The organism is Rhizobium sp. BR 314 (assembly GCF_047445805.1).
GTDB lineage: Bacteria > Pseudomonadota > Alphaproteobacteria > Rhizobiales > Rhizobiaceae > Rhizobium > Rhizobium lusitanum_B.
In genome coordinates, this window is sequence record NZ_JARWLA010000014.1 from 13,115 (window position 1) to 34,161 (window position 21,047).

General features: G+C 59.0%; 21 protein-coding genes. 15 read left to right on the top strand and 6 right to left on the bottom strand.

The features are described 5' to 3' along the window. Window positions 1–4 precede the first annotated feature (4 nt). The gene (locus QD461_RS18335; RefSeq protein ID WP_184705876.1) at window positions 5–907 is read right to left on the bottom strand and encodes a 3-keto-5-aminohexanoate cleavage protein; all 903 of its coding nucleotides are present in this window, start codon (window positions 905–907) and stop codon (window positions 5–7) included. Between the two features lie 106 nt (window positions 908–1,013). On the opposite strand from QD461_RS18335, the gene QD461_RS18340 reads away from it, so the two are divergent. Further along, window positions 1,014–2,006 (top strand): GlxA family transcriptional regulator, encoded by a 993-nt coding sequence (locus QD461_RS18340; RefSeq protein ID WP_184705874.1) that lies wholly within the window; start codon window positions 1,014–1,016, stop codon window positions 2,004–2,006. A 37-nt stretch (window positions 2,007–2,043) separates the two neighbouring features. Here the strand turns inward: QD461_RS18340 and QD461_RS18345 are convergent, their stop codons facing one another. Beyond that, window positions 2,044–2,571, bottom strand: a complete 528-nt coding sequence (locus QD461_RS18345) for a hypothetical protein (protein ID WP_414089035.1) — start codon at window positions 2,569–2,571, stop codon at window positions 2,044–2,046. A gap of 21 nt (window positions 2,572–2,592) precedes the next feature. On the opposite strand from QD461_RS18345, the gene QD461_RS18350 reads away from it, so the two are divergent. Then, a complete protein-coding gene (locus QD461_RS18350; RefSeq protein ID WP_414089036.1) occupies window positions 2,593–2,940 on the top strand; it encodes a hypothetical protein in 348 nt (115 codons plus the stop codon). 158 nt (window positions 2,941–3,098) lie between these two features. Next, a complete protein-coding gene (locus QD461_RS18355) occupies window positions 3,099–4,877 on the top strand; it encodes a peptidoglycan D,D-transpeptidase FtsI family protein (protein WP_414089037.1) in 1,779 nt (592 codons plus the stop codon). Between the two features lie 107 nt (window positions 4,878–4,984). On the opposite strand, the gene QD461_RS18360 is transcribed toward QD461_RS18355, so the two are convergent. Further along, window positions 4,985–6,046 carry a LacI family transcriptional regulator gene (locus QD461_RS18360; RefSeq protein WP_281414656.1) on the bottom strand — a complete coding sequence of 354 codons (1,062 nt, stop codon included), beginning with the start codon at window positions 6,044–6,046 and terminating at the stop codon, window positions 4,985–4,987. Window positions 6,047–6,376: 330 nt separating this feature from the next. On the opposite strand from QD461_RS18360, the gene QD461_RS18365 reads away from it, so the two are divergent. The 4 genes from QD461_RS18365 (at window position 6,377) to QD461_RS18380 (ending at window position 10,731) form a co-directional block, all read left to right on the top strand. Then, window positions 6,377–7,639 carry an ABC transporter substrate-binding protein gene (locus tag QD461_RS18365; RefSeq protein WP_414089038.1) on the top strand — a complete coding sequence of 421 codons (1,263 nt, stop codon included), beginning with the start codon at window positions 6,377–6,379 and terminating at the stop codon, window positions 7,637–7,639. Window positions 7,640–7,721: 82 nt separating this feature from the next. Further along, entirely contained in the window at window positions 7,722–8,666 is a 945-nt protein-coding gene (locus QD461_RS18370; RefSeq protein WP_414089039.1) for a carbohydrate ABC transporter permease, read from the top strand. After that, complete coding sequence (locus QD461_RS18375) at window positions 8,663–9,610, top strand: carbohydrate ABC transporter permease (RefSeq protein ID WP_414089040.1); 948 nt, start codon at window positions 8,663–8,665, stop codon at window positions 9,608–9,610. The genes QD461_RS18370 and QD461_RS18375 overlap by 4 nt, the downstream gene beginning before the upstream one ends. Window positions 9,611–9,615: 5 nt before the next feature. After that, on the top strand, window positions 9,616–10,731 hold the full coding sequence (locus QD461_RS18380) for an ABC transporter ATP-binding protein (protein WP_184705862.1): 1,116 nt from the start codon (window positions 9,616–9,618) through the stop codon (window positions 10,729–10,731). Between the two features lie 156 nt (window positions 10,732–10,887). Here QD461_RS18380 and QD461_RS18385 read toward each other — a convergent pair whose 3' ends face one another. Next, window positions 10,888–11,328, bottom strand: coding sequence for a hypothetical protein (locus QD461_RS18385; RefSeq protein WP_414089041.1), 441 nt, complete (start codon window positions 11,326–11,328; stop codon window positions 10,888–10,890). A 511-nt stretch (window positions 11,329–11,839) separates the two neighbouring features. On the opposite strand from QD461_RS18385, the gene QD461_RS18390 reads away from it, so the two are divergent. Both QD461_RS18390 and QD461_RS18395 read left to right on the top strand, forming a co-directional pair. Next, entirely contained in the window at window positions 11,840–12,442 is a 603-nt protein-coding gene (locus tag QD461_RS18390) for a 2-hydroxychromene-2-carboxylate isomerase (RefSeq protein WP_414089042.1), read from the top strand. A gap of 14 nt (window positions 12,443–12,456) precedes the next feature. Then, window positions 12,457–13,305, top strand: coding sequence for an alpha/beta fold hydrolase (locus QD461_RS18395; protein ID WP_414089043.1), 849 nt, complete (start codon window positions 12,457–12,459; stop codon window positions 13,303–13,305). Window positions 13,306–13,406: 101 nt separating this feature from the next. Here QD461_RS18395 and QD461_RS18400 read toward each other — a convergent pair whose 3' ends face one another. After that, entirely contained in the window at window positions 13,407–13,715 is a 309-nt protein-coding gene (locus tag QD461_RS18400) for an ArsR/SmtB family transcription factor (RefSeq protein WP_246806348.1), read from the bottom strand. Window positions 13,716–13,934: 219 nt separating this feature from the next. Here QD461_RS18400 and QD461_RS18405 point away from each other — a divergent pair, with 219 nt between their 5' ends. From QD461_RS18405 to QD461_RS18430, 6 genes are all read left to right on the top strand, one after another. Continuing rightward, window positions 13,935–14,783 (top strand): ABC transporter substrate-binding protein, encoded by an 849-nt coding sequence (locus QD461_RS18405; RefSeq protein ID WP_414089044.1) that lies wholly within the window; start codon window positions 13,935–13,937, stop codon window positions 14,781–14,783. 1 nt (window position 14,784) lies between these two features. After that, window positions 14,785–15,918, top strand: coding sequence for an LLM class flavin-dependent oxidoreductase (locus tag QD461_RS18410; protein WP_414089045.1), 1,134 nt, complete (start codon window positions 14,785–14,787; stop codon window positions 15,916–15,918). Beyond that, window positions 15,911–16,747, top strand: a complete 837-nt coding sequence (locus QD461_RS18415; protein ID WP_414089046.1) for an ABC transporter permease — start codon at window positions 15,911–15,913, stop codon at window positions 16,745–16,747. The genes QD461_RS18410 and QD461_RS18415 overlap by 8 nt, the downstream gene beginning before the upstream one ends. Continuing rightward, a complete protein-coding gene (locus QD461_RS18420; RefSeq protein ID WP_414089047.1) occupies window positions 16,744–17,448 on the top strand; it encodes an ABC transporter ATP-binding protein in 705 nt (234 codons plus the stop codon). The genes QD461_RS18415 and QD461_RS18420 overlap by 4 nt, the downstream gene beginning before the upstream one ends. 46 nt (window positions 17,449–17,494) lie before the next feature. Beyond that, window positions 17,495–18,448: an aliphatic sulfonate ABC transporter substrate-binding protein gene (locus tag QD461_RS18425; protein WP_414089048.1), complete on the top strand. Its 954-nt coding sequence runs from the start codon at window positions 17,495–17,497 to the stop codon at window positions 18,446–18,448. A 77-nt stretch (window positions 18,449–18,525) separates the two neighbouring features. Then, window positions 18,526–18,903, top strand: coding sequence for a barstar family protein (locus QD461_RS18430; protein ID WP_414089049.1), 378 nt, complete (start codon window positions 18,526–18,528; stop codon window positions 18,901–18,903). 151 nt (window positions 18,904–19,054) lie between these two features. On the opposite strand, the gene QD461_RS18435 is transcribed toward QD461_RS18430, so the two are convergent. Continuing rightward, on the bottom strand, window positions 19,055–21,031 hold the full coding sequence (locus QD461_RS18435) for a tyramine oxidase (RefSeq protein ID WP_414089050.1): 1,977 nt from the start codon (window positions 21,029–21,031) through the stop codon (window positions 19,055–19,057). Window positions 21,032–21,047: the final 16 nt, after the last annotated feature.

Below are 21,047 nucleotides of genomic sequence, written 5' to 3' on the forward strand. Positions count from 1 at the left end.
AGCCTCAGCGCTTCGTCAGTTTCAATTTCTTGCGGACATCTTCGGGGCCAATGATGCGCGCGCCCATGCCTTCAACAACCTGCACCGCCTTTTCGACAAGCTGCGCGTTTGTCGCGAGCATGCCCTTGCCGGCATAAAGATTGTCTTCCAACCCGACACGGACATTGCCGCCGGCAAGGATCGCAGCCGCCGGATAGGCCATCGCGTTGCGGCCGATGGAAAAGGCCGAGAAGGTCCAGCTTTTGGGAACGTTATTGACCATCGCCATAAATGTGTTGAGGTCATCGGGCGCCCCCCAGGGGATGCCCATGCAGAGCTGGATGAGGACGGGATCCTCGATCAGGCCCTCCTCGGCAAGCTGCTTGGCGAACCAGAGATGACCGGTATCGAAGGCCTCGATCTCCGGGCGAACGCCGAGGTCCGTCATCTTCTTTGCCATGGCCCGCAGCATGGCAGGCGTATTGGTCATGACATAGTCGCCGAGGCTGAAATTCATCGTGCCGCAATCGAGCGTGCAGATTTCCGGCAGGCATTCGGCGACGTGGCTCACGCGCTCGGTGGCACCCGCCATATCTGTGCCCTTGGCATTGAGTGGCAACGGGCTCTCGACATTGCCAAATATCAAGTCGCCGCCCATGCCGGCCGTCAGATTCAGCACGACATCGACGTCGGCGGAACGGATACGGTCCGTGACCTCCTTGTAAAGGTCGTTGCGGCGGCTGGCGGCGCCCGTTTCCGGGTCGCGAACGTGGCAGTGAACCACTGCTGCCCCAGCCTTGGCGGCATCGATCGCGGATTCCGCGATCTGCTTGGGAGTGATCGGAACATGGCTGGATTTGGAAACCGTGTCGCCGGCGCCGGTGACGGCACAGGTGATGAAGACATCGCGATTCATCGTAAGAGGCATTTTTGTTCTCCCTCGTATTAAGGACATTACGAGGCATGAGGCGCATTCTTGCTTTGCATTATCGGAGGCATTCGATACAGTTTCGGAACGATCGAAGGATTGCTGAATGCTCACATTGGCCAATGAGACGCTCGACATCGATCTCCTGATCCTGCCGGAGACGAACCTTATTCTGATCGCTTCGGTGATCGAACCGTTGCGCGGGGCCAATCGTATTTCCGGAGCGGAGCTTTATCGCTGGCGACTGTTCACGCTTGATGGTGCCCCGGTGGAGACGACGAGCTTCGTCCCGGTACCCGCCTCCGGAAGTTTCCGACCAATGTCCGAGACGACACCGCTATTCGTTCTTGCCAGCTACAATTGGCGACGCAGCGCCACGCAGGCATTGAAGATGCAGCTGTCACAGACGGCACGTCATCGCTCGATGATTGCCGGCATTGAATCCGGCAGCTGGATTCTCGCCGAGGCGAGTCTTCTCGATAATGTCTCGGCCGCCGTTCACTGGGAAGATTTCGATGACTTCGCCCTCGCCTATCCGCAAGTGAGGGCGACCAGGGACCGCTTCGCGATCGACGGCAAGCGGATCACGACGGCGGGTTCGCTGCCGACGGTCGACCTCATGCTGGAAATCATCCGCCGGCGGCAAGGTTATTCGCTGGCGCTCGAGGTCAGCCGGCTGTTCATCTACGAACCGTCATCCGGTCAAAATGCAGCTGAGCTTTCCCCCTCGACTGCGGGTCTGCACATGCGCGACCCTCGCGTCGCCCAGGCCATTCGCCTGATGGAAGAACATATCGAGCAGCCATTGCTGCTTGCCCGTCTGGCGCGGCGGGTTGGCGTCAGCGCCCGCCATCTGCAGGGTCTTTTTCAGGACAGCATTGGGGTCCCCCCACATGTGCATTACCTGGCACTTCGACTGAATGCGGCGCGACGCAAAGTGATCGAAACGAAAGATACTTTTGCAGAAATCGCCGCAGCAACAGGCTTCAACTCTGCCTCGGCATTTTCCCGCAGCTATCGGGCGAGCTTTTCCGAAAGCCCGTCCGGCACTCGCCGCAGGCTTCGTCGACGCCTTGCAGCAAGAATGGAGCCTCAATAGGCCCAACTGAAAGTCACGCCGAACGGCATTTCGCCCGTCAGGCCACAACGGTGAATTGAGATCGTCGATAAAAGGCCGCGATTTCGCGTTCAAAGCGATCAAACGCCGCATGAACCCATGGCTCGTAAGCATCAACGCGGCCGCGGGCTTGGCGCCGGCTGCGCGATCTCAGCATCCCGATAAGCCGCAAGTCTACAAACCGCATCGCTTTCAAACCAGTATCCGACCTCAGGTCGCATAACATAGCCCGCACCGATCGTTGTCCATACATAAGAGACTTGAAAATTACGGAACTCGACGAGTGTTGCAAAATTGATAGCCGAACGCGCAGGCAGCAGGTGTCGGACGAGCGCGGTTTGAGGAAGCCGCGCGGTTCATCCGTGACAAGTTTGCGGCAAAGGCGACAAGACTGGCCGTCGCGGAAACCAATCTTGTCATGGCCTTGTGGGTGAAGATGGGAGCCCTTCATCGGAGAGGAGATCAAGTCGCAGAGCATCCTGCTGGAGAAGGCGCTGCAGCGCGCCGCCATCTCGTTTTGCAACAGGGTTAACGAGACGTTAAACATTCCTGCCTAACCATTTGCGGCATGGTCGAACGTCTAGACAGGTTTGTGCGTTTGTTGATCGTCGCGTGGATGCTGGCCATCGCGCTGGTCCTGTCTCCGACCGCGCCTGCTCTCGCTTTTGAGACCTCCTCCCAAGAGCTCCTTGCCGGCGCTGATACACGCTCCGCTGGGATGCAATTGGACGAAGATCTCTCCGCAGACGACCATAATCACAGCGATCAGGGCGCAGATCATACGCATGATGTTCCCTGGCTGGTCGCCACGTCATCCATAGACAGATTGGCGGAGAAATCCGCCAAATGGCTGCTGATTCAAGCCAAGGCGCCGCACCACGACGCTGTTATGTTCGAGCGGCCACCCCGTCTTTGATTCCCCACCGAACTCATCTCCCAACACCTCCGGTAGGAAATCATGGCAAGGCATTCCCACGCTTCTGGCGGGGCGCATCCGTTTGACGGCCAGCGCCTATCCGCGTCACTTCACGCCCATATCGGTCCAATGACTGCCCGGCGCTCATGGGGCACGCCATGACGATGCGCTTCTACATGAAAAAAATGCCGCTGCCCCCGCTTCGCAAGCGGCGGCGGCGGCCGTCCCCTCCCGCACTGAGGCTGAGGATCGCGTTTCTGGCGATCATCTTCATCCTGTCCTACGCAATCATCGGCGCCAGACTTGTGCATTTCGGGCTGCATACTCCGCCACCGTCTGCAGCCGCCCTGATACCGCCATCGGTCGCAAGACCCAATATCGTCGATCGCAACGGCACGGTACTGGCAATGGACATACCGGTGGCCTCGATCTATGCCGAGCCACGCCGACTGGTTGATATCAACGAGGCAGTTGAAGGGTTGACCTCCGTGTTTCCGGATCTCAGCCCGGCGGAGCTCTATCGACGGTTCGACACGGACCGAGGTTTCGTCTGGGTCAAGCGCAAGATCCCGCTTGCAACCAAAAACCAGGTCTGGAACCTCGGAATCCCGAGCGTGGGCTTCCGCGAGGAGACGCAACGGCTCTATCCGAACGGGGATCTGGCGTCGCATGTTCTCGGCGCCGTCAACACCGACAATATCGGCATCGCGGGAATCGAAAAGTGGATCGATGGCCAAGGCCTGCAGATCCTGCGGGATACAGGTCTGAAGTTCGATGCGAATGCGCTGCACCCTATCGAGCTCAGCATGGATCTGCGCGCGCAATTCATCCTGAAAGACGAACTTCGCAAGGCGATGGACAAGTTTTCCGCAATTGCCGCGGCCGGGCTTATACTTGACGTAACGAATGGCGAAGTCGTCGCCCTCGTCTCGCTTCCGGACTTCAACCCCAACATACCGTCCGATGCGCTGCGGTCCGATCGCATCAACCGGATTTCCGTCGGCACGTTTGAAATGGGATCGACCTTCAAGGCGCTGACGACAGCAATGGCGCTCGATTCCGGCGCCTTCAATCTGAATTCCGTCATCGATGCCAGCCAGCCGTTACGCCTGGGGCGCTCCACGATCTCGGATTTTCGCGGACAGAAAAGGCCGCTGACCTTGCCGGAAGCCTTCATTCATTCCTCGAACATCGCTATGGGGCGCATGGCTCTGACGGTCGGCAAGCAGGCTCAACAGAACTTTCTGAAGAAGATGGGGCAATTCGATCGACTGACGACGGAGCTTCCCGAAAGCGCCGTTCCAATCCTTCCGCCGCGATGGGGAGACATCAACACCGTGACCGTTGCCTTCGGGCACGGCATGGCGGTCACACCGCTGCAGGCAAGCATGGCAATCGCCTCATTGATCAATGGCGGGCGCCTCATCCAGCCGACCTTCATCAAGGGCACGCCGGTTGAAGATCGGATTCTCGCGAACAACGTCATTACCGCAAAGACAGGCGAAACCCTGCGCTTTTTGATGCGGCTTAATGCCGAGGTCGGTTCGGCAAGGGGCGGAAATGTTGCGGGCTTTTACATAGGCGGCAAAACAGGGACGGCCGAGAAAGTGGTTGGCGGCCGCTACTCCAAGGAGAGGGTCCTCACCTCTTTCATGAGCGTGACGCCAATCGACAACCCCAAATATCTGTTTCTGACCATTCTGGATGAGCCAAAGGGATTACCGGAAACCTACGGTTTCCGCACTTCCGGCTGGAATGCCGTTCCCGTGACTGGATCCATCATGGCGCGGGCGCTGCCCGTGCTTGGCGTTTCCCCGCGCTGGAGTCCGCCGGAGCGCCCATTCCCGGTCGCCCTTTCGGCGGGAGCATGGGGCGCCCATCGCTTCACACCGGTTGCAGCAGAGCGCTATCGGGCGGCGACGCAGGTCCTCCAATAGAGAGGCAAGCACGATTGCAGCTTAGGAGGCGGCCGTTTGGCCGTCGTCTGCGCGTTGTCACGAGAGACCGTCCATGGCGTCGTAGCACGAGATCGGGTCCTGATTATTCAGTCGGCACCCGAAAGCACCGGAAAGCCGATTTCGGGCTTCAGCAAGACCTGCTTTTCGATCGTCTGATCGCCGGCGATGGAGGCAAGCAGGACATGGCCCATTCGCTCGCCGGTATCCACCAGATCCTCATAGATGGTCTCGACCTTGGGTTGGATCTGGCTCAGCAGCTTCGAGGTGCGTTTCGCCACCACGTCATATTCCACCCCAAGTGTCAGGCCGTTGTCGCCCATGCCGGTAATAGTCGCAAGAGCTGAAACCTCGCCGCCGCAGGTGAAGCCGTCGGGTGAGCCGGGCTGCGAGGCGCGTCGGCTCATATATTCACGAATTTGCTCGACGGGACAATCGAGATCGATCTCCTCAGGAATCTCGTAGTCGACGCCCGCCTCGCGGACGGCGGTCATGAAACCATGCAGGAGGTGCTGCGAAAAAGTCAGCCGTCTCGGTGGCAGGATGATCATCGGCTTTCGCCGGCCGCGTTCCACCAATCGCTTCGTCGCCTCATAGGCAAAACTGAAATTGTCGTAGTCGACGAAAGGATGGTCGACCGTGAATTCCGTTCGCCCATGTGTGACAAACGGAAAGCCGCTTTCCAACAGAAGGCGAACACGCGGATCGAAAGGTTCCGTTCGGGATAAGAGCAACCCGTCGACCATCCCGTTGCGCACTAGGTAGCGAACGGCTTCGACATTGCTTCCATTGATGAAATTCGGTGTTACGATCAGATGATAAGCGGTGTTCCGCAAAGCCTTGGCCAGGCCGTGCATGATGGAAATGCCATAGCCGAGAATTTCCTCATGCGGATCGAGCAGGATGCCGATGACATTGGTCTTGCCTGTCTTTAGACGTTGCGCGGCGCGATCGGGCAGATAGCCGATCTGCGCAGCCACTGCATGGACGCGCTCCCGCGTCTCGATCGAAATCTGAGGTGCATTGCTCAATGCCCGCGACACGGTCGTAACGGCAAAGCCCGTCATTTCGGAAATGGTTCGCAGCGTCGGTTTGGCGCTTCTGCGCGCTGTCTTCGCAAGGGACGCGGATTTTCCGGAAGTGTCTTTCAAGGGAATACCCAGCCTGCCTCGGAGTGATCGCCTTGTACGCTGTTTCGAAACGAAGTGCAAATACGCCGATGCAAACGTTTTCGGTATTAACATTTGAAAAATCGGACCGCAGCATCCTCGGAAAATCGTGACATTTACGAGCATATTCACGCATTTATAGCGAATATGAAGGCGTGCATCGACATCTTGACTTGAGAATATTTATAACGTTTTAAATGCTTCGCGGCGAACAAAGTCGCCAGCGGAATAGCTTCCGCTCGACGGTGGAGGCTTTTAGGGAAGCGGGGGAGGACCTTCGCTTGAACGACTTGCAAATTTGGGAGGCTATCAATGCGTAGATTTCTGACGACGACTGCAATGATTGCGCTGGCGGTTGCTGGTGCTGGCGTCTCGGCGCGCGCCGCTGACGTCAAGGAAGTGCAGATGCTGCACTGGTGGACGTCTGGCGGCGAAGCCGCAGCGCTCAACGTGCTGAAGCAGGATCTTTCCAAGGAAGGCTATGCCTGGAAGGACGTACCGGTCGCCGGCGGTGGCGGCGATGCAGCCATGACGGCACTGAAGGCCATGGTTGCCGCCGGCAATTATCCCACGGCCTCGCAAATGCTCGGCTACACCGTGCTCGACTACGCTCAGGCTGGCGTGATGGGCGACCTGACGGAGACCGCCAAGAAGGAAGGCTGGGACAATTCGGTGCCGAAGGCGCTGCAGAAGTTCTCGGTTTATAACGGTAAGTGGGTCGCAGCTCCGGTCAACGTTCACTCGGTCAACTGGCTCTGGATCAACAAGGCCGTCATGGACAAGATCGGCGGCAAGCAGCCGAAGACCTTCGACGATCTGATCGCGCTTCTCGACAAGGCCAAGGCTGCGGGTGTCGTTCCGCTCGCGCTCGGTGGCCAGAACTGGCAGGAAGCGACGATGTTCGACTCGATCGTGCTTTCGACCGGCGGCCCCGAATTCTACAAGAAGGCCTTCAACGACCTCGACGAGGCTTCGCTGAAGTCCGACACGATGAAGAAGTCGTTCGACAACCTCGCCAAGATCGTCAAATATGTTGACCCGAACTTCTCGGGCCGCGACTGGAACCTTGCGACCGCCATGGTCATCAAGGGTGATGCGCTGGTACAGGTCATGGGCGACTGGGCCAAGGGCGAATTCGTCGCCGCCAAGAAGACCCCGGAGAAGGACTATCTGTGCTACCGCTTCCCCGGCACCGAAGGCAGCGTGATCTATAACTCCGACATGTTCGGCATGTTCAACGTTCCTGCCGACCGCAAGGCCGCCCAGGTGGCGCTTGCAACCGCAACACTGTCGAAGAGCTTCCAGTCGGCCTTCAACGTCGTCAAGGGCTCGGTTCCCGCCCGCACCGACGTGCCGGACACCGCCTTCGACGCCTGCGGCAAGAAAGGCATCGCCGACCTGAAGCATGCCAATGAAGGCGGCACGCTGTTCGGCTCGCTCGCCCAGGGCTATGGTGCGCCTCCGGCAATCGCCAACGCCTATAAGGACGTGGTCTCGAAGTTCGTCCACGGCCAGATCAAGTCCTCTGACGAAGCTGTCAAGCAGCTCGTCCAGGCGATCGACGACGCACGCTGATAGCGGGTCGTGAGACCGGCTTCCCCGCTTGAGGTGGGGAAGCCTTTTATAGCAGGCCTACCCCGAGGAGGAGATGAAGCCCATGAGCTCAATTGCAACAAGGGAAGCGGTGTCGGCGCAGCCAACAGTGTCATTCCGCGCCCGCCTGCAGGACGCCCTGCCGAGGATCGTGCTTGCGCCGAGTTTCGCCATCACGCTGGTCTTCGTCTACGGCTTTATCCTCTGGACGGTCTATCTGTCCTTCACGAACTCCAAGACATTTCCCTCCTACGACCTGACGGGCGCACGCGCCTATCAGCGCCTATGGCGCTGGACATTCGAAAACGACCCGCCATCGTCCTGGTATACGTCGATCGTCAATATGGGGATTTTCGGCTTTCTCTACGTGTTCATATGCCTGGCGCTCGGCCTGCTTCTGGCAATCCTGCTCGATCAGAAAATCCGGGGCGAGGGCATGCTCAGACCGATCTTCCTCTATCCGATGGCGCTGTCCTTCATCGTGACCGGCGTCGCATGGAAATGGTTCCTCGATCCGGGCCTCGGTCTGGAGCAGACCCTGCATCAATTCGGCTGGACAAGCTTCCACTTCGACTGGATCAAGAACAAGGACTTCGTCATCTATACCGTCGTCATCGCCGGCGTCTGGCAGGCCTCCGGCTTCGTCATGGCGATGTTCCTGGCCGGACTGCGCGGTATCGACAGCGAGATCATGAAGGCCGCGCAGATCGATGGTGCCTCGCCGCTCCAGCTCTATCGCCGCATCATCATCCCCTTGCTGCGGCCGGTATTTCTCTCCGCCTTCATCGTGCTCGCCCACATGGCGATCAAATCCTACGACCTGGTGGTGGCGCTGACCTCGGGCGGGCCCGGCGGCTCGGCCTGGCTGCCGTCGAACTTCATGTATGAGTACACCTTCAAGCGCAATGAAATGGCGGTCGGCTCGGCCAGCGCGGTGATCATGCTGATGACCATCTCGGCGATCATCGTTCCCTATCTTTATTCCGAACTGAAGGAGAAGGCACGATGAGCTCCTTTGCTTCTCCCGCGGTTGGCCATGCGCATGGCGCAAACCACCGCCGCTGGATCAGCCGCGTCGTCATCTACGGCCTGCTGTTCCTGTTCGCGCTGTTTTATCTCGCGCCGCTGTTCGTGATGCTGGTCACCTCGTTCAAGACCATGGACGAAATCCAGAACGGCAACATGCTGGCGCTGCCGAAATCACCCACCTTCGATCCCTGGCTGAAGGCATGGGGCGAGACCTGCGTCGGCCTCACCTGCGCCGGCATCAAGGGCTATTTCTGGAACTCGATCAAAATGGTCGTACCGGCGGTGGCAATCTCGACCATCCTCGGCGCGCTCAATGGCTACGTGCTGACCAAGTGGCGCTTTCCCGGCCATACGCTGGTCTTTGCCCTGATGCTGTTTGCCTGCTTCATTCCGTTCCAGTCGGTGCTGTTGCCGATGGCGACCATCCTCGGCGCGCTCGGACGCTTCGGTGGAACGCTGCAGGATGCGACCGGTTTCAGCTTCGGCTTCGGCAATTCGACCGTCAATCTGGTCTTCGTCCACGTTGTCTACGGCCTTGGCTTTACCACGCTGTTCTTCCGTAACTATTACGAGGCCTTTCCGACCGAGCTTGTGAGAGCCGCCCAGGTTGACGGCGCCGGCTTCTTCCAGATCTTCCGCCGCATCATGCTGCCGAGCTCGCTGCCGATCATCGTCGTGACCGTCATCTACCAGTTCACCAATATCTGGAACGACTTCCTGTTCGCGTCCGCTTACGCCGGCACCGGGGACTCCATGCCGATGACCGTCGCACTCAACAACGTCGTCAATACCTCGACCGGCGTGGTCGAATACAATGTCAACATGGCTGCCGCCATGATTGCCGCCGTCCCCACGCTCATCGTCTACATACTCGCCGGCCGCTATTTCGTGCGCGGTCTGATGGCGGGCGCTGTCAAAGGATAACAGCCATGGCTTTTCTCGAAATTTCCGGACTGAAGAAGCGCTATGGCGCCGTCGATATCCTGAAGGGCATCGATCTCGAGCTTGAAAAAGGCGGCTTCCTGGTGCTCGTCGGACCATCCGGTTGCGGCAAGTCCACCCTGCTCAACACCATTGCCGGTCTCGAGGCCATCAGCGAAGGCGATATCCAGGTCGACGGCCGCTCCATTGCTGGCCTGCATCCCTCCAAACGTGACATTGCCATGGTCTTCCAGAGCTATGCGCTCTATCCAAACATGACCGTTGCCGGCAACATCTCCTTCGGCATGGAAATGCGTGGCGTGCCCGTCGAAGAACGCAAGAAGGCGATCGACGAGGTTGCCAAGGTGCTGCAGATCAGCCACCTGCTCGATCGCAAGCCGAGCCAGCTATCGGGCGGCCAGCGCCAGCGTGTCGCCATGGGCCGCGCCCTGGTGCGGGATCCCAAGCTGTTCCTGTTCGACGAGCCGCTGTCCAACCTCGACGCCAAACTGCGTGTCGACATGCGCACGGAGATCAAGCGCCTGCATGAGCGTATGAAGACGACGATCGTCTACGTCACACATGACCAGATCGAGGCCATGACCTTGGCGACGAAAATCGCCGTGCTGAAGGATGGCGTTCTGCAGCAATTCGGAACACCGGCAGAGATCTATAACAATCCGGCCAACATGTTCGTTGCCGATTTCATGGGTTCGCCCGCCATGAACCTCTTGTCGGGCACGATCGAAAAGGGAAGCAACGGGCTTTCTGTCTCACTGGCACGCGCCGATGGCGAACCGATCAAACTGCCGATCGCAGCCGATCGCGCTCAGTTGGAAGCCCATAGCGGACGTCCGGTCGTCTTCGGCATTCGACCCGAGGCGCTGACCGATCCGGATGGCGCCGATCGCAACGCTAAGACGGTCGCTGAAAACGATTGCCTGATAGAGGTGGTCGAACCGGCAGGCTCCGACACATTTGCCGTCATCAAGCTCGGCGGCAAAGAGGTGGTTGCTCGCTTGCGTGCCGATGTCCGCATTCAGGCGGGCCAGCACGCACGGCTGGCATTCAACCTCGACAAGGCCGTGTTCTTCGATCCCCAGACCCAGGCCCGGATCGCCTGAGGTCAGTCACTCGGCAGATCGTTCGATCCTCTGGCCACAGACGGCTGAGATAATAGCTTGGACAAGTCACGTGGCAGAGCTGCCAATGCAACTCTGCCACTATAATCGATGATGCGGCTGGGTCGGTCGAACCCGACCGTCATACTTCGGGTATTGCTACTTCACCGTGATGCTCATGCCGCTGACGTCGGCGTTGACCTGAAGGCCGACCTGCCTGCCTGTCAGCTCGAGCTGAGCGCCCTTGTCATTGGTCATGACGATCATCTGGGCGCCTTTGCCGACAGCACCGCCGCCACCAGCTGCACCGTAGACGCCGCCGACATCTTGCGCGCGGCGAATATGACGCACGGTTCCCTGGAAGTAGGTCTTGGAAGCACCGAATGCGAGACCGCCCGAGATACCGCCGATCGAGATGGGATAATGGCGACCGTGGAAGGTCAGTGTGCCCTCTCCGCCGGAGCCGCCAACGAAGAAGGCAGCCTTGTAAACGGAAAAGCGGATCGTGCCGCTGTCGGCATGCGCGGCACCGGCAAGGCCTATTCCAGCAGCAGCAATGGCGGCAAATGCGACGGAACGAAACCGGGACGAAATGTTCATAATCGTAGCTCCTCAAGTTCCCCGCCTACTTTACCGGCTGGGGGAATATCGACGTCGGATCAAAGTTATAGCTAAACCGTCTGGTTGGTCATTTGGTTCCAGACTTTTGAAAAATCCAGCTAACGAAGATCATATAGGAAGATCCTGATTGCGGATCCCGCAATTCTCATTGGTCGCCCGATCTTGAGCTTCACTGAATTATTCCATTAAATCCATAGAATGAGAATATTTATCCTTCCTCATCATTCGGTCCTTGCCTAGCCTGAGATCGGATTCGATGTAACAAAGGAAGGCTGGGACATAGCGGCCAGGTTCACCATCAACGCCGATGCGGGCGCGCCGACGACGCGAACTCAGGACATCCCTGGGTCGCCACCGGTGCTTTTGCCCGACCCGCTCAAGATGAGTCGGCAAATATGGTTTCAGGCCATCGTCCAAGAGCCAGCGGCCGCCCTCGTTTGATATTCGACACCGCCAGTCAACCATCTGCCCCAAACGGAGTATGCGCGCAGTGACCAAAACCATCGACTATTTTTTCGGGATCGGCAGCCCCTGGGCCTATATCGGGCTGGAGCCTTTCAAAGCACTGGCTGCGCGCTTTGACGCACGGATTGAGCCCTATGTCATTCCTCTGATCGAAGACAATGGCGCCATCTATGCGCGCAATCGACCCGATGCACGCCGCGCCTATGGAGTGAAGGATCTCAAACGTTGGGCGGCCTTGCGCGGCAGGTCGCTGATGTTCGAGAACAGGAGCGCGCTTTCCGATCCAACGCCGGCAGGCCTGGCGGTGATCGCCGCACATCTTTCAGGGCAGCATTGGCTCGGCCTGACCCAGGCCTTGCAGGAGGCCTTCTGGACGCGGGCCGAGGATATCGGCAACGGCAAAATACGCCAAGCGATCGCCGATGCGGCAGGCTTTGATGGAGCAGATATCGAAGCCCGCACGCAAAGCAAAGAAGTTCTGGGAAGATGGGAATCAAATTATGAAACAGCCAAGGCGGCGGGTGTCTTCGGCTTTCCCACGTTTCGCTATGACGGGGAACTTTACTGGGGCCAGGACAGTCTACCGTTCCTCGAACGCCATCTCGGCGGAGAAAAACTGCCGGCCTGACCTTGAAGCATGGATTGCCGCTCGCTGCTTTGGAGCCTTCCTCGCTACGCTTGCGGGCATTAATATGCGCCTTGTTCATTCCGGTATTTGCCATGCGCTCCTTTGCAATTCAGTCATCGACAGCCCGATTGCGGTATCTCCAGTTTGACGGCGGCAGCACTCCCCTTTTGATGATTCACGGCCTCGGCTGTGCATCATCATTCGAGTACCCTCATGTGGCGCTCGCACCCACCTTGCGAGGGCGGCGGCTTATCGTTCTTGATCTCCTGGGCTTTGGCTACAGTGATCGCCCAGACGATTTCAGCTATCGCATCCATGACCATGCGTTGCAGGTTTTCAGCTTCATCGAGGCACAAAACTTCGAACGGATAGATATCTACGGACACAGCATGGGCGGAACCGTTGCCATCGAAACGGCAGATCTCCTTGGAAGTAAGGTCAAACACCTCGTTCTTTCCGAAGCCAACCTCGACAATGGCGGCGGAACATTCAGTCGGGCTATCGCCGCCTTTAAAGAGGCCGACTATGTCAATGGCGGCCACGATGCGTACCTCACTGAGGCCGAAAGGGTCGGAAATCGCGAGTGGGCCGCAATGATGCGTGCCTCATCGGCTCTCGCGGTTCATCGAAGCGCAACATCATTGGTGGAAGGCAGCTCACCTGACTGGCGCTCTCGGTTTTTGAAACACCCGTCTCGGAGAACTTTTATCTTCGGAGAACGCAGCCTGCCGGATGCTGATGTTCCGTTCCTGTCATCCTCGGGCATTTCGGTGCGCATCGTGGCCGCGGCAGGTCACTCCATGGCGACGGAAAATCCGGAGGGTCTGGCAAAGGCGATCGCGGAAGCAACAGCAGGCGCTTGATCCCCTGCCCTTGACGCCTTGGCGGCGATCACGAGCAGAGCTTCGGCACGAAGGTCGCCGCCATGATGGCGCTGGCTCGGCCCCAATGCTTGGCAAGCCGCCTATGCCATTTCGATGGTACTGCCCGCTTCAAACTGAGCGCCACGCCATATCGCCGACGCTTCGGAATCGGCAAACAGCAATCGCAGATGCGCAATAATCTGGCCGGCCCGCGGATCCGTCAGGCGATAGACGACCGCCTTCGAGCGGCGCGTTCCGACAATAATGCCGGAATCTCGCAGTTCTCCGATCTGCTGTGACAATGTTGGCTGGTGAACATCGAGAATTTCCTCAAGCTCACCTACCGTTCTCGCGCCCTCCATAAGCACACAGAGGATTGCCAACCGTACCGGGTTTGCCATAGCTTTCATGAAATCAGAAGCTGCACCGATTGCCCGGCATTTTACCTTCGGCTCGTGGGCCCGGCGCAGGCGGTTCTTGTCATCTAAAGGCTTTATCATCGATTTCGAACCTTACGCCCGATGAGAATAGTTTTCTCTTTCTTGCGGAATTTTAAGCGTGGAGTTTCTCGTCATCAATTCTCCAGTCATTATATAAATTTATATAACAATGGCAATGAGGTAAATGTCTTGGCTTTCAGGATTGGCCACCATCCGAATAATCTGCACCTGCATCTGGCTGCGCTCTGGCCTGGCGCCTTTGCATCGATGAATCCGGAATTCGTTGGCTATCCGGAAGGCCGCGACACGGCAAAGAAGCTGGCTCGCGGTGAATTCGATATTGGCGGAACGGGATCGACGCCGCCCATCCTTGCGGCGGCGTCCGGGCTGTCTGTTTCCTATGTCGCAGCATCGGCCCCCCGCCCGGCCAACGGGGCAATTCTGGTGTGGAAGGCCGCCGACATCGAAACCGTTGCCGATCTCAAAGGCAAAGCGGTTGCCTTGGTCGACGGCTCCTTTTTGACCTATTTCCTTGCCAAACGATTGGACGAATCCGGCTTGACCCTGTCGGATATCCAGCGTCAGGACATGGCGCCCATCCCGTCCCGCGATGCCCTGAAGGACGGAGCGGTCGCCGCCTGGGTCGCCATGGCGCCCCATCTCGAGCAGTCGCTGCTCAGTGGTGAATTTCGCGTCCTTGCCCATTGCGGCGACCTCATCCCAAACCGCTCGCTATTCTGGACCATTGACGAACGCGGCATTTCGAGCGCCGTAGCGACTGATTTTGCAGGCGAACTGGAGCGTCTCGGCAAGGAGATTGCCGCCGATCCCGAAAAGGCGGCATCCCTGCTTTCGACGGGCGGAGACGAAACAGAACGACGGGCATGGACACGCGTCGTTTCAGGCCGGAACTGGCGGGTGGCCGCCGTCGATTCCGCAGTTCTTCGTGAGCAACAGGCAGAAGCCGATACGCTTTTCAAACATGGCGACCTGCCGACCAAGCTGACAATTCAGACGACAAGCGACAAAGAGATCTGACATGAACGTACTCTGGTACATGTGCGCACCCGATGGCGCCTATCCGTGGAAAGCCGAGGGATCGCGCACCATCGACTACGGCTATTACAAGCAGCTTGCCCAGGCCTATGACCATCTCGGCTTCACTGGCGCTTTGTTTGCGACCGGCGCTCACGACGTCTGGCCGCTCGCCGGCGCGCTTCTTCCCTATACGGAACGGATGAAATTTCTGATCGCTTTCCATCCTGGCCTCGTCGCACCGACGCTGCTCGCCAAGATGGCGGCAACCTTCCAGGAGTTCTCGAACGGCCGGCTGATGCTGAACGTCGTCTCAGGCGACGCCAAGATGCTTGGCGCCTATGGCATGATGCTGCCGCACGACGAACGCTATGTCATGGCGGACGAATATCTGACCATTTGGCATCGGCTGATGGCAGGCGAGAGCGTTACCCACAAGGGCAAGTATTTTCAGACGGAAGGAGCAAAGCTTGCGCTGCCGGCCGGATCGGCCATCAAGCCGCCGCAGCTCTGGTTCGGCGGCTCGTCCGACAGCGCGATCGAGGTTGCCGCCAAGCATGTCGAAACCTACCTTTCCTGGGGCGAAACCCCGGAGCAGATGGGCGACAAGGTTGCCAAGGTGAAGCTTCGCGCCGAGGCTCACGGCCGCACCCTCAACTACGGTATCCGGCTCTACGTCATCGTCCGTCAGACGGATGACAAAGCCTGGGAGGCGGCTGCGGATCTTTACGACCAAATGGACGACGCCGCGATTGCGGCCAATCAGCGGTTTGTGTCCAACACGGATTCCGTCGGCCAGCAGCGGATGAGCGCCATGCATGGCGGCATCAAGCCGGACAATCTGCGCGACCTGGAAATCTCTCCCAATCTATGGGCGGGGATCGGCCTAGTCCGGCCCGGTCCGGGTACGGCGATCGTCGGCTCGCCGGATACGGTGATCCGCACGCTTGAGGCCTATCAGAAGGTTGGCGTCGATACGTTCATCCTTTCCGGCATGCCGCTTCTCGAAGAGGCCTATCGGTTCGGCGAACTCGTTCTGCCGCGACTGCCCGTCGAACGTTCCGCACCGGAACGCAAGCATTTCACCTGGTCGACCCTGTTCGATCGGGATCTTGGTGGAAAGCCCGCACATGGCTGAAATTTCGACCGTCAGTCGAGACATCTCCCGCCCAGACGGCAATTCCAGGCCGCCGGGAAAGGCCGGCCGGAAAGCGGCGCGGTGGGCGACGCGTCTCATCTCGCCGATCGCAATCATCCTCATCTGGCAGACCTCCAGCATGACGGGGTTCCTGTCACCGCGAACGCTTGCCTCGCCCGGCGAAATCCTCGGGGCGGCAGGGCGGTTGATCACGTCAGGCGAGCTTGTCACCGGCCTGATGGTCTCTTTCCTGCGGGTGCTGCTCGGCTTCTCGATCGCCTTCGTCGTCGGCGTGGCGCTGGCGCTTGCTGCGGGCCTGTCCCGTTTCGGCGAATCCGCCATTGATCCACCGCTCCAGATGCTCAAAGCCATGCCCTTTCTCGGCCTCTTGCCGCTTTTCATCCTGTGGTTCGGGATCGGCGAAGCCCCAAAAGTCGGCCTTGTCGCATTTGGTTCGGTTTTCCCGATCTATCTGACGCTGCATGGCGGCATTCGCGGCATTGACCGGAAACTCGTCGAAGCCGGCCGCACGCTCGGCCTCGGCACATCGGGCATCATCCACCACATCATCATCCCCGGCGCATTGCCGTCTCTTCTGGTTGGTGTTCGATATGGCCTCAGCGTTGCCTGGCTCAGTCTCGTGGTCGGAGAACAGATCAATGCGTCGAGCGGCATCGGCTACATCATCACCTATGCGCGCGACTTCCTGCAGACAGATGTCATCGTGGTCTGCCTCATGGTCTATGCCCTCATGGGGCTGTTGACGGATGGTCTCGTGCGGCTGATCGAAGCCTATGCGCTGCGCTGGCGTCCGGAGGCGATCGCATGACACCCCTGGTCGATATTCGTGGTCTCTCGCGTTCCTTCGGCGGCCCGGCCATTCTCGATAACGTCGATCTGACGATCGCAAAGGGCGAATTCGTCGCCCTGCTCGGCCGCAGCGGTTCCGGCAAGTCCACCTTGCTGCGCGTGCTTGCCGGCCTGGACGCTACACCAGCCCGGCACCTGCAGCTTCCTCAACGTCGCTCCGTGGTCTTTCAGGAACCGAGGCTGATGCCGTGGAAAACCGTGATCGACAATGTCACGCTGGGCGTCAAGCGGCAGGATGCGCGCTCCGTTGCAGCGCAGACGCTTGAGGATGTCGGCCTGTCGCACCGGTGGAATGCATGGCCGCTCACCCTTTCCGGCGGCGAGGCGCAGCGAGCTGCCCTTGCCCGCGCACTTGTGCGCGAGCCCGAACTCCTGCTGCTCGACGAGCCATTTGCAGCTCTGGACGCATTGACGCGTTTGCGCATGCACGGGCTGGTCTTCGACCTCTGGCAAAAGCACCGGCCCGCCGTCCTTCTGGTCACCCACGATATCGGCGAGGCCATCACGCTCGCCGATCGCATCCTCGTGCTCGACAATGGTCGCTTCACCCGAGAAATACCCGTCAACCTTGATCATCCTCGCCGCCGCAGCGGTCCGGAGGCAAGCCGCCTCGAAACCGAGCTTTTGACCGAACTCGGCGTCGAACCTTCCCATGTCTGACTTTATCGCTTCTCAGCACGCCATTTCGGCAGATCGGAACATTAGAATGATCACCAAGCGCCAATTCTTCATCGCGATGGCGGCAACGGCTACCATCGCTACCCTTGCCCCCACCGCCCAGGCTGCGGACCAGGTCGTCCGTATCGGCTGGTTGAGAGGTCCAAACGACATTACCCTTGCCAAATCACGCGGCACGCTCGAAAAGGCGCTTGGCGAAAAAGGCATCAAGGTCGAGTGGGCCGGCCCCTTCCCGGCTGCTGCTCCTGCCTTCGAAGCCCTTAATGCCGGCAGCATAGACATCACCGCTGGCAGCTCGACATCTGCAATAGCAGCGCTTGCCGCCAAGGTCCCGCTGGTCGTCTTCGCCTACCAGAAGATGGCCGCGGGCTCGGAAGGCATCGTCGTCAAGAAGGATTCCAAAATCACTTCGATCAAGGACCTTGCCGGCAAGAAAGTCGCGGTCAATCGCGGCGGCACGGGTGAATATCTGCTCATGCAGGGTCTTGCGACCAACGGGGTCGATCCGAAAAGCGTGGAGCGCGTCTATCTGAGCCCGAGCGACAGCGGTCCGAGCTTCACGCAAGGCCATGTTGATGCCTGGGCCACCTGGGATCCGTTTCTGACGATTGCCGAAAAGGCTTATGACGGCAAGGTCGTCGCCGATGGCGACGCCATTCGCTCGGACAACGCCGTCGTCCTGGTTGCGAGCAAAGCATTCGCCCAGTCCAAGGCTGAGCAGCTTCAGCTCGTCTTCGACGTCATCAAGTCGGAAAATGCCTGGGCCGTTGCCAACAAGAGCGAAGCAGGCGCCATCTGGGTCAAGGAAATGAACGTGCCTGCCGATCTCGCGCAGAAGATCGGTGAGAACAACGCCGTTCCGACGACGGCCGTCTCCAAGGCGGATGCCGAGCAGATCGGCAAGGTCGCCGAATGGTATGCCAAGAACGGCATCATTCCAAATATCCCCGATGTGCCTGCAGGCGTCGTCACGCTGAAGTAAGCCCGGCATGGCATTGGCTAACTGAAGTCCTGTCCCGGCGGCCCGGCGGGGACAGCTTCACATTCGATCGATAGATTGTGACTGCCGATCGACCAAACCGTTTACGAGCAACACAGTGGTGCGAAGTCACATGCCAGCATGTCATCGATGGCTCGCGGATAACGTCCCTGGAGGCGCTCTATGATGAAATCACCCGCGTCTTGGTCCCGGACCATTTCTGGGGCCGGAACCTCGATGCCCTCGACGATATCCTGAGAGGTGGTTTCGGGACCCCAGATGGAGGCTTCACGATCAGATGGTCGCATTCGGCAGTCTCGAGAGAAGCGCTCGGCTATCCCGCGACGGTCAAAATGTTCGAACACATGCTCGAGCGCTGCCATCCCGATAACCGAAACAGTGTTGGGCAACGTCTGGCCGCCGCTCGCGCCGGCACCGGGCCGACACTGTTTGATTGAATTGTCGAGATCATTCAAATCCATTGCCCCGGCGGCTCCGAAGCGGAGGATAATGTCCAGTTGATGCTGGATTGAATGCCAACGCTTCGGCCTTGGCAGCGTCCTCGTGCATCCGCCAGCGCCGCTTGAACGGCACTGGCGTAAAGAGCTGTCAGTTCCGCAACGTCAAAGCAGGATTATGGGCGAAAAAGTTGTGCGGCTCGATATGGATCGTCTTCCACTCGGTCGACATGACAGGCCAATCCTCCATGCGCGGAATATGATGGAAGCCGGCCGTGAACCAGGTGACGATGTCCTTCCCCATCAACGGCTTATTGGCCTTAACCCATTCCGGAAGAGTATCGGAACCGTCGCTCTGCATCGCGAACTTGCCACCGGCATATTGCTGATCCGGATCATAGACCGTGTTCCACACAGAATATTCGATGTAGGCGTTACGCTTCATCGGCGGATCCTTGACGAAGTCGAAGGGGCCGTAGGCGACGTCGCCGTGATGGATCATCCAGCCAGGTTCTTGACCGAGATAGCCCTTGCGCGAGGGATCGGAGATCATGAAGTAGCGCGGCTTCATGGCAGAGAGTTGGTAACGCGCCTCCATCTCGGTTTTCGGCATCGTGTGCTGCACCGTCCACATGGAGCGGCGCGGATTCTTAGCATCGACCTTGGCAGGGACGATATCCATCGTTCCGAAATGGTTGGCCGGCTGGTCGATGTCGAAATCGATGCGGAAGTTGAAATAATGGTCGTGATTGGCGGCGACCAGATTCGGTGCGATCAGCGTGCCATGTGCGGTGTCGGCGGCAGCCGTCGGATCGTCCATCGACGTCGACTGAACGCCCTTGACGGCGTCAAGGCCCGTCGCACCGATCATGATGCGGATTTGGCCGTCTGGCTGCAGACGATAGTCGATCAGATAGTCATAATTGCCGACCTCCGAGGCGGTGCGCACCACGAGTTCGCTTGCCGGCCGGCCCTCCGCCGGGATTGGCTTGTCCGGTGCCTGTGCGAAGACTTCGAAGTGGCGCCAGGCCGGATCGCCGATGCTGCGTTCGAAGACGCAGATGGCGTTGGGGATAGTCAATGGGTTACCCTTGTCGTCGGCAATCGTCGCCGGCAGGAAGGTCGCGTAGTTCGGGCAATCGACGCCTGCACGCAACGGGCTCAGGAACAGGCCGAAACCATATTCTCCGCTGTCCATATAGGTGCGCCAGTACCAGCCCTCGGTCGGATCCATATAGGGAACGAAGACTTCCGAGAGATGTGACTGATAGATCACGGAGCGCCATGTATCGCCATCCTTGGCGTCGAGGTTGGAGAGTACCAGGCCCGGGCGCTTGTCGACGCGGAAATTAAACCGCCACATATCCCATTCGAGATGGCTGCCATTGATCTTGTAGTTTGGACCTCCCTGCTGCGAAAGCGTGGCAAGATTGGTCTGCGGACGCAGAGGCTCGCGCTCGGCTACTTCCTTTTCGGTGTAGCCCCAATTGTCCTTCGGACCTTCGATGGCACCGGTGTCGATGACTTTCAGAACCTTCTTCTGGCCAATATCGTAGACGGCAAACAGGCCTTCGATGGGCTTGGCGTAGTAGTTCGACCCTTCCGGAACATGGTAGCAGGGCACCTTCATCAGGCGGGAATTCTGATACTCTTCGGTGAAGAAGTTGCCGGCCGTCAATGGCAGGCAGAAGGCCTGGTCGGGCGTCAGACCGCGCTTCTTGAGGCCCGCGACCATCTGCGGATCACCGAGTACACCTTGCAAGGCGTCCATGAACTCGGTGAAGAGCACCATGGGCTGTCCCTTGATCGCCGTCGTGTTTTCGACGGTGCCCTTGGTGATATTGACCACGGCCTCCTTGAAGCCCGAAGGGCTCGTAAGCTGCACCTTCGCCTCGCGATCCAGCGGCGTGTCGCCATCCTTCCATTTGAGGACGTCGGCCTTGGCCGGCTCCTTCAACTCGATCAGCGGATAGAGCGTCTTGTCATCGACGATCTTCTGCTCCCGCAGGATCTGGTTGATCTTCTGATATTCCTCCGCCGTCAACCCATCGAGCGGGTGGCTCATCGCCGCCGGCGCGCTTAGCGTCATGAGCAGCCCGGCCGAAGCCAGCAAGTGTTTCACGTTCATTTCCATCCTCCCTGTC

Excerpts from the sequence above, each read along its gene's own strand:
- QD461_RS18335 (WP_184705876.1), bottom strand. The coding sequence starts at position 907 with ATGCCTCTTACGATGAATCGCGATGTCTTCATCACCTGTGCCGTCACC.
- QD461_RS18340 (WP_184705874.1), top strand. The coding sequence starts at position 1,014 with ATGCTCACATTGGCCAATGAGACGCTCGACATCGATCTCCTGATCCTG.
- QD461_RS18345 (WP_414089035.1), bottom strand. The coding sequence starts at position 2,571 with ATGTTTAACGTCTCGTTAACCCTGTTGCAAAACGAGATGGCGGCGCGC.
- QD461_RS18350 (WP_414089036.1), top strand. The coding sequence starts at position 2,593 with ATGGTCGAACGTCTAGACAGGTTTGTGCGTTTGTTGATCGTCGCGTGG.
- QD461_RS18355 (WP_414089037.1), top strand. The coding sequence starts at position 3,099 with ATGACGATGCGCTTCTACATGAAAAAAATGCCGCTGCCCCCGCTTCGC.
- QD461_RS18365 (WP_414089038.1), top strand. The coding sequence starts at position 6,377 with ATGCGTAGATTTCTGACGACGACTGCAATGATTGCGCTGGCGGTTGCT.
- QD461_RS18370 (WP_414089039.1), top strand. The coding sequence starts at position 7,722 with ATGAGCTCAATTGCAACAAGGGAAGCGGTGTCGGCGCAGCCAACAGTG.
- QD461_RS18375 (WP_414089040.1), top strand. The coding sequence starts at position 8,663 with ATGAGCTCCTTTGCTTCTCCCGCGGTTGGCCATGCGCATGGCGCAAAC.
- QD461_RS18380 (WP_184705862.1), top strand. The coding sequence starts at position 9,616 with ATGGCTTTTCTCGAAATTTCCGGACTGAAGAAGCGCTATGGCGCCGTC.
- QD461_RS18385 (WP_414089041.1), bottom strand. The coding sequence starts at position 11,328 with ATGAACATTTCGTCCCGGTTTCGTTCCGTCGCATTTGCCGCCATTGCT.
- QD461_RS18400 (WP_246806348.1), bottom strand. The coding sequence starts at position 13,715 with ATGAAAGCTATGGCAAACCCGGTACGGTTGGCAATCCTCTGTGTGCTT.
- QD461_RS18410 (WP_414089045.1), top strand. The coding sequence starts at position 14,785 with ATGAACGTACTCTGGTACATGTGCGCACCCGATGGCGCCTATCCGTGG.
- QD461_RS18415 (WP_414089046.1), top strand. The coding sequence starts at position 15,911 with ATGGCTGAAATTTCGACCGTCAGTCGAGACATCTCCCGCCCAGACGGC.
- QD461_RS18420 (WP_414089047.1), top strand. The coding sequence starts at position 16,744 with ATGACACCCCTGGTCGATATTCGTGGTCTCTCGCGTTCCTTCGGCGGC.
- QD461_RS18425 (WP_414089048.1), top strand. The coding sequence starts at position 17,495 with ATGATCACCAAGCGCCAATTCTTCATCGCGATGGCGGCAACGGCTACC.
- QD461_RS18435 (WP_414089050.1), bottom strand. The coding sequence starts at position 21,031 with ATGAACGTGAAACACTTGCTGGCTTCGGCCGGGCTGCTCATGACGCTA.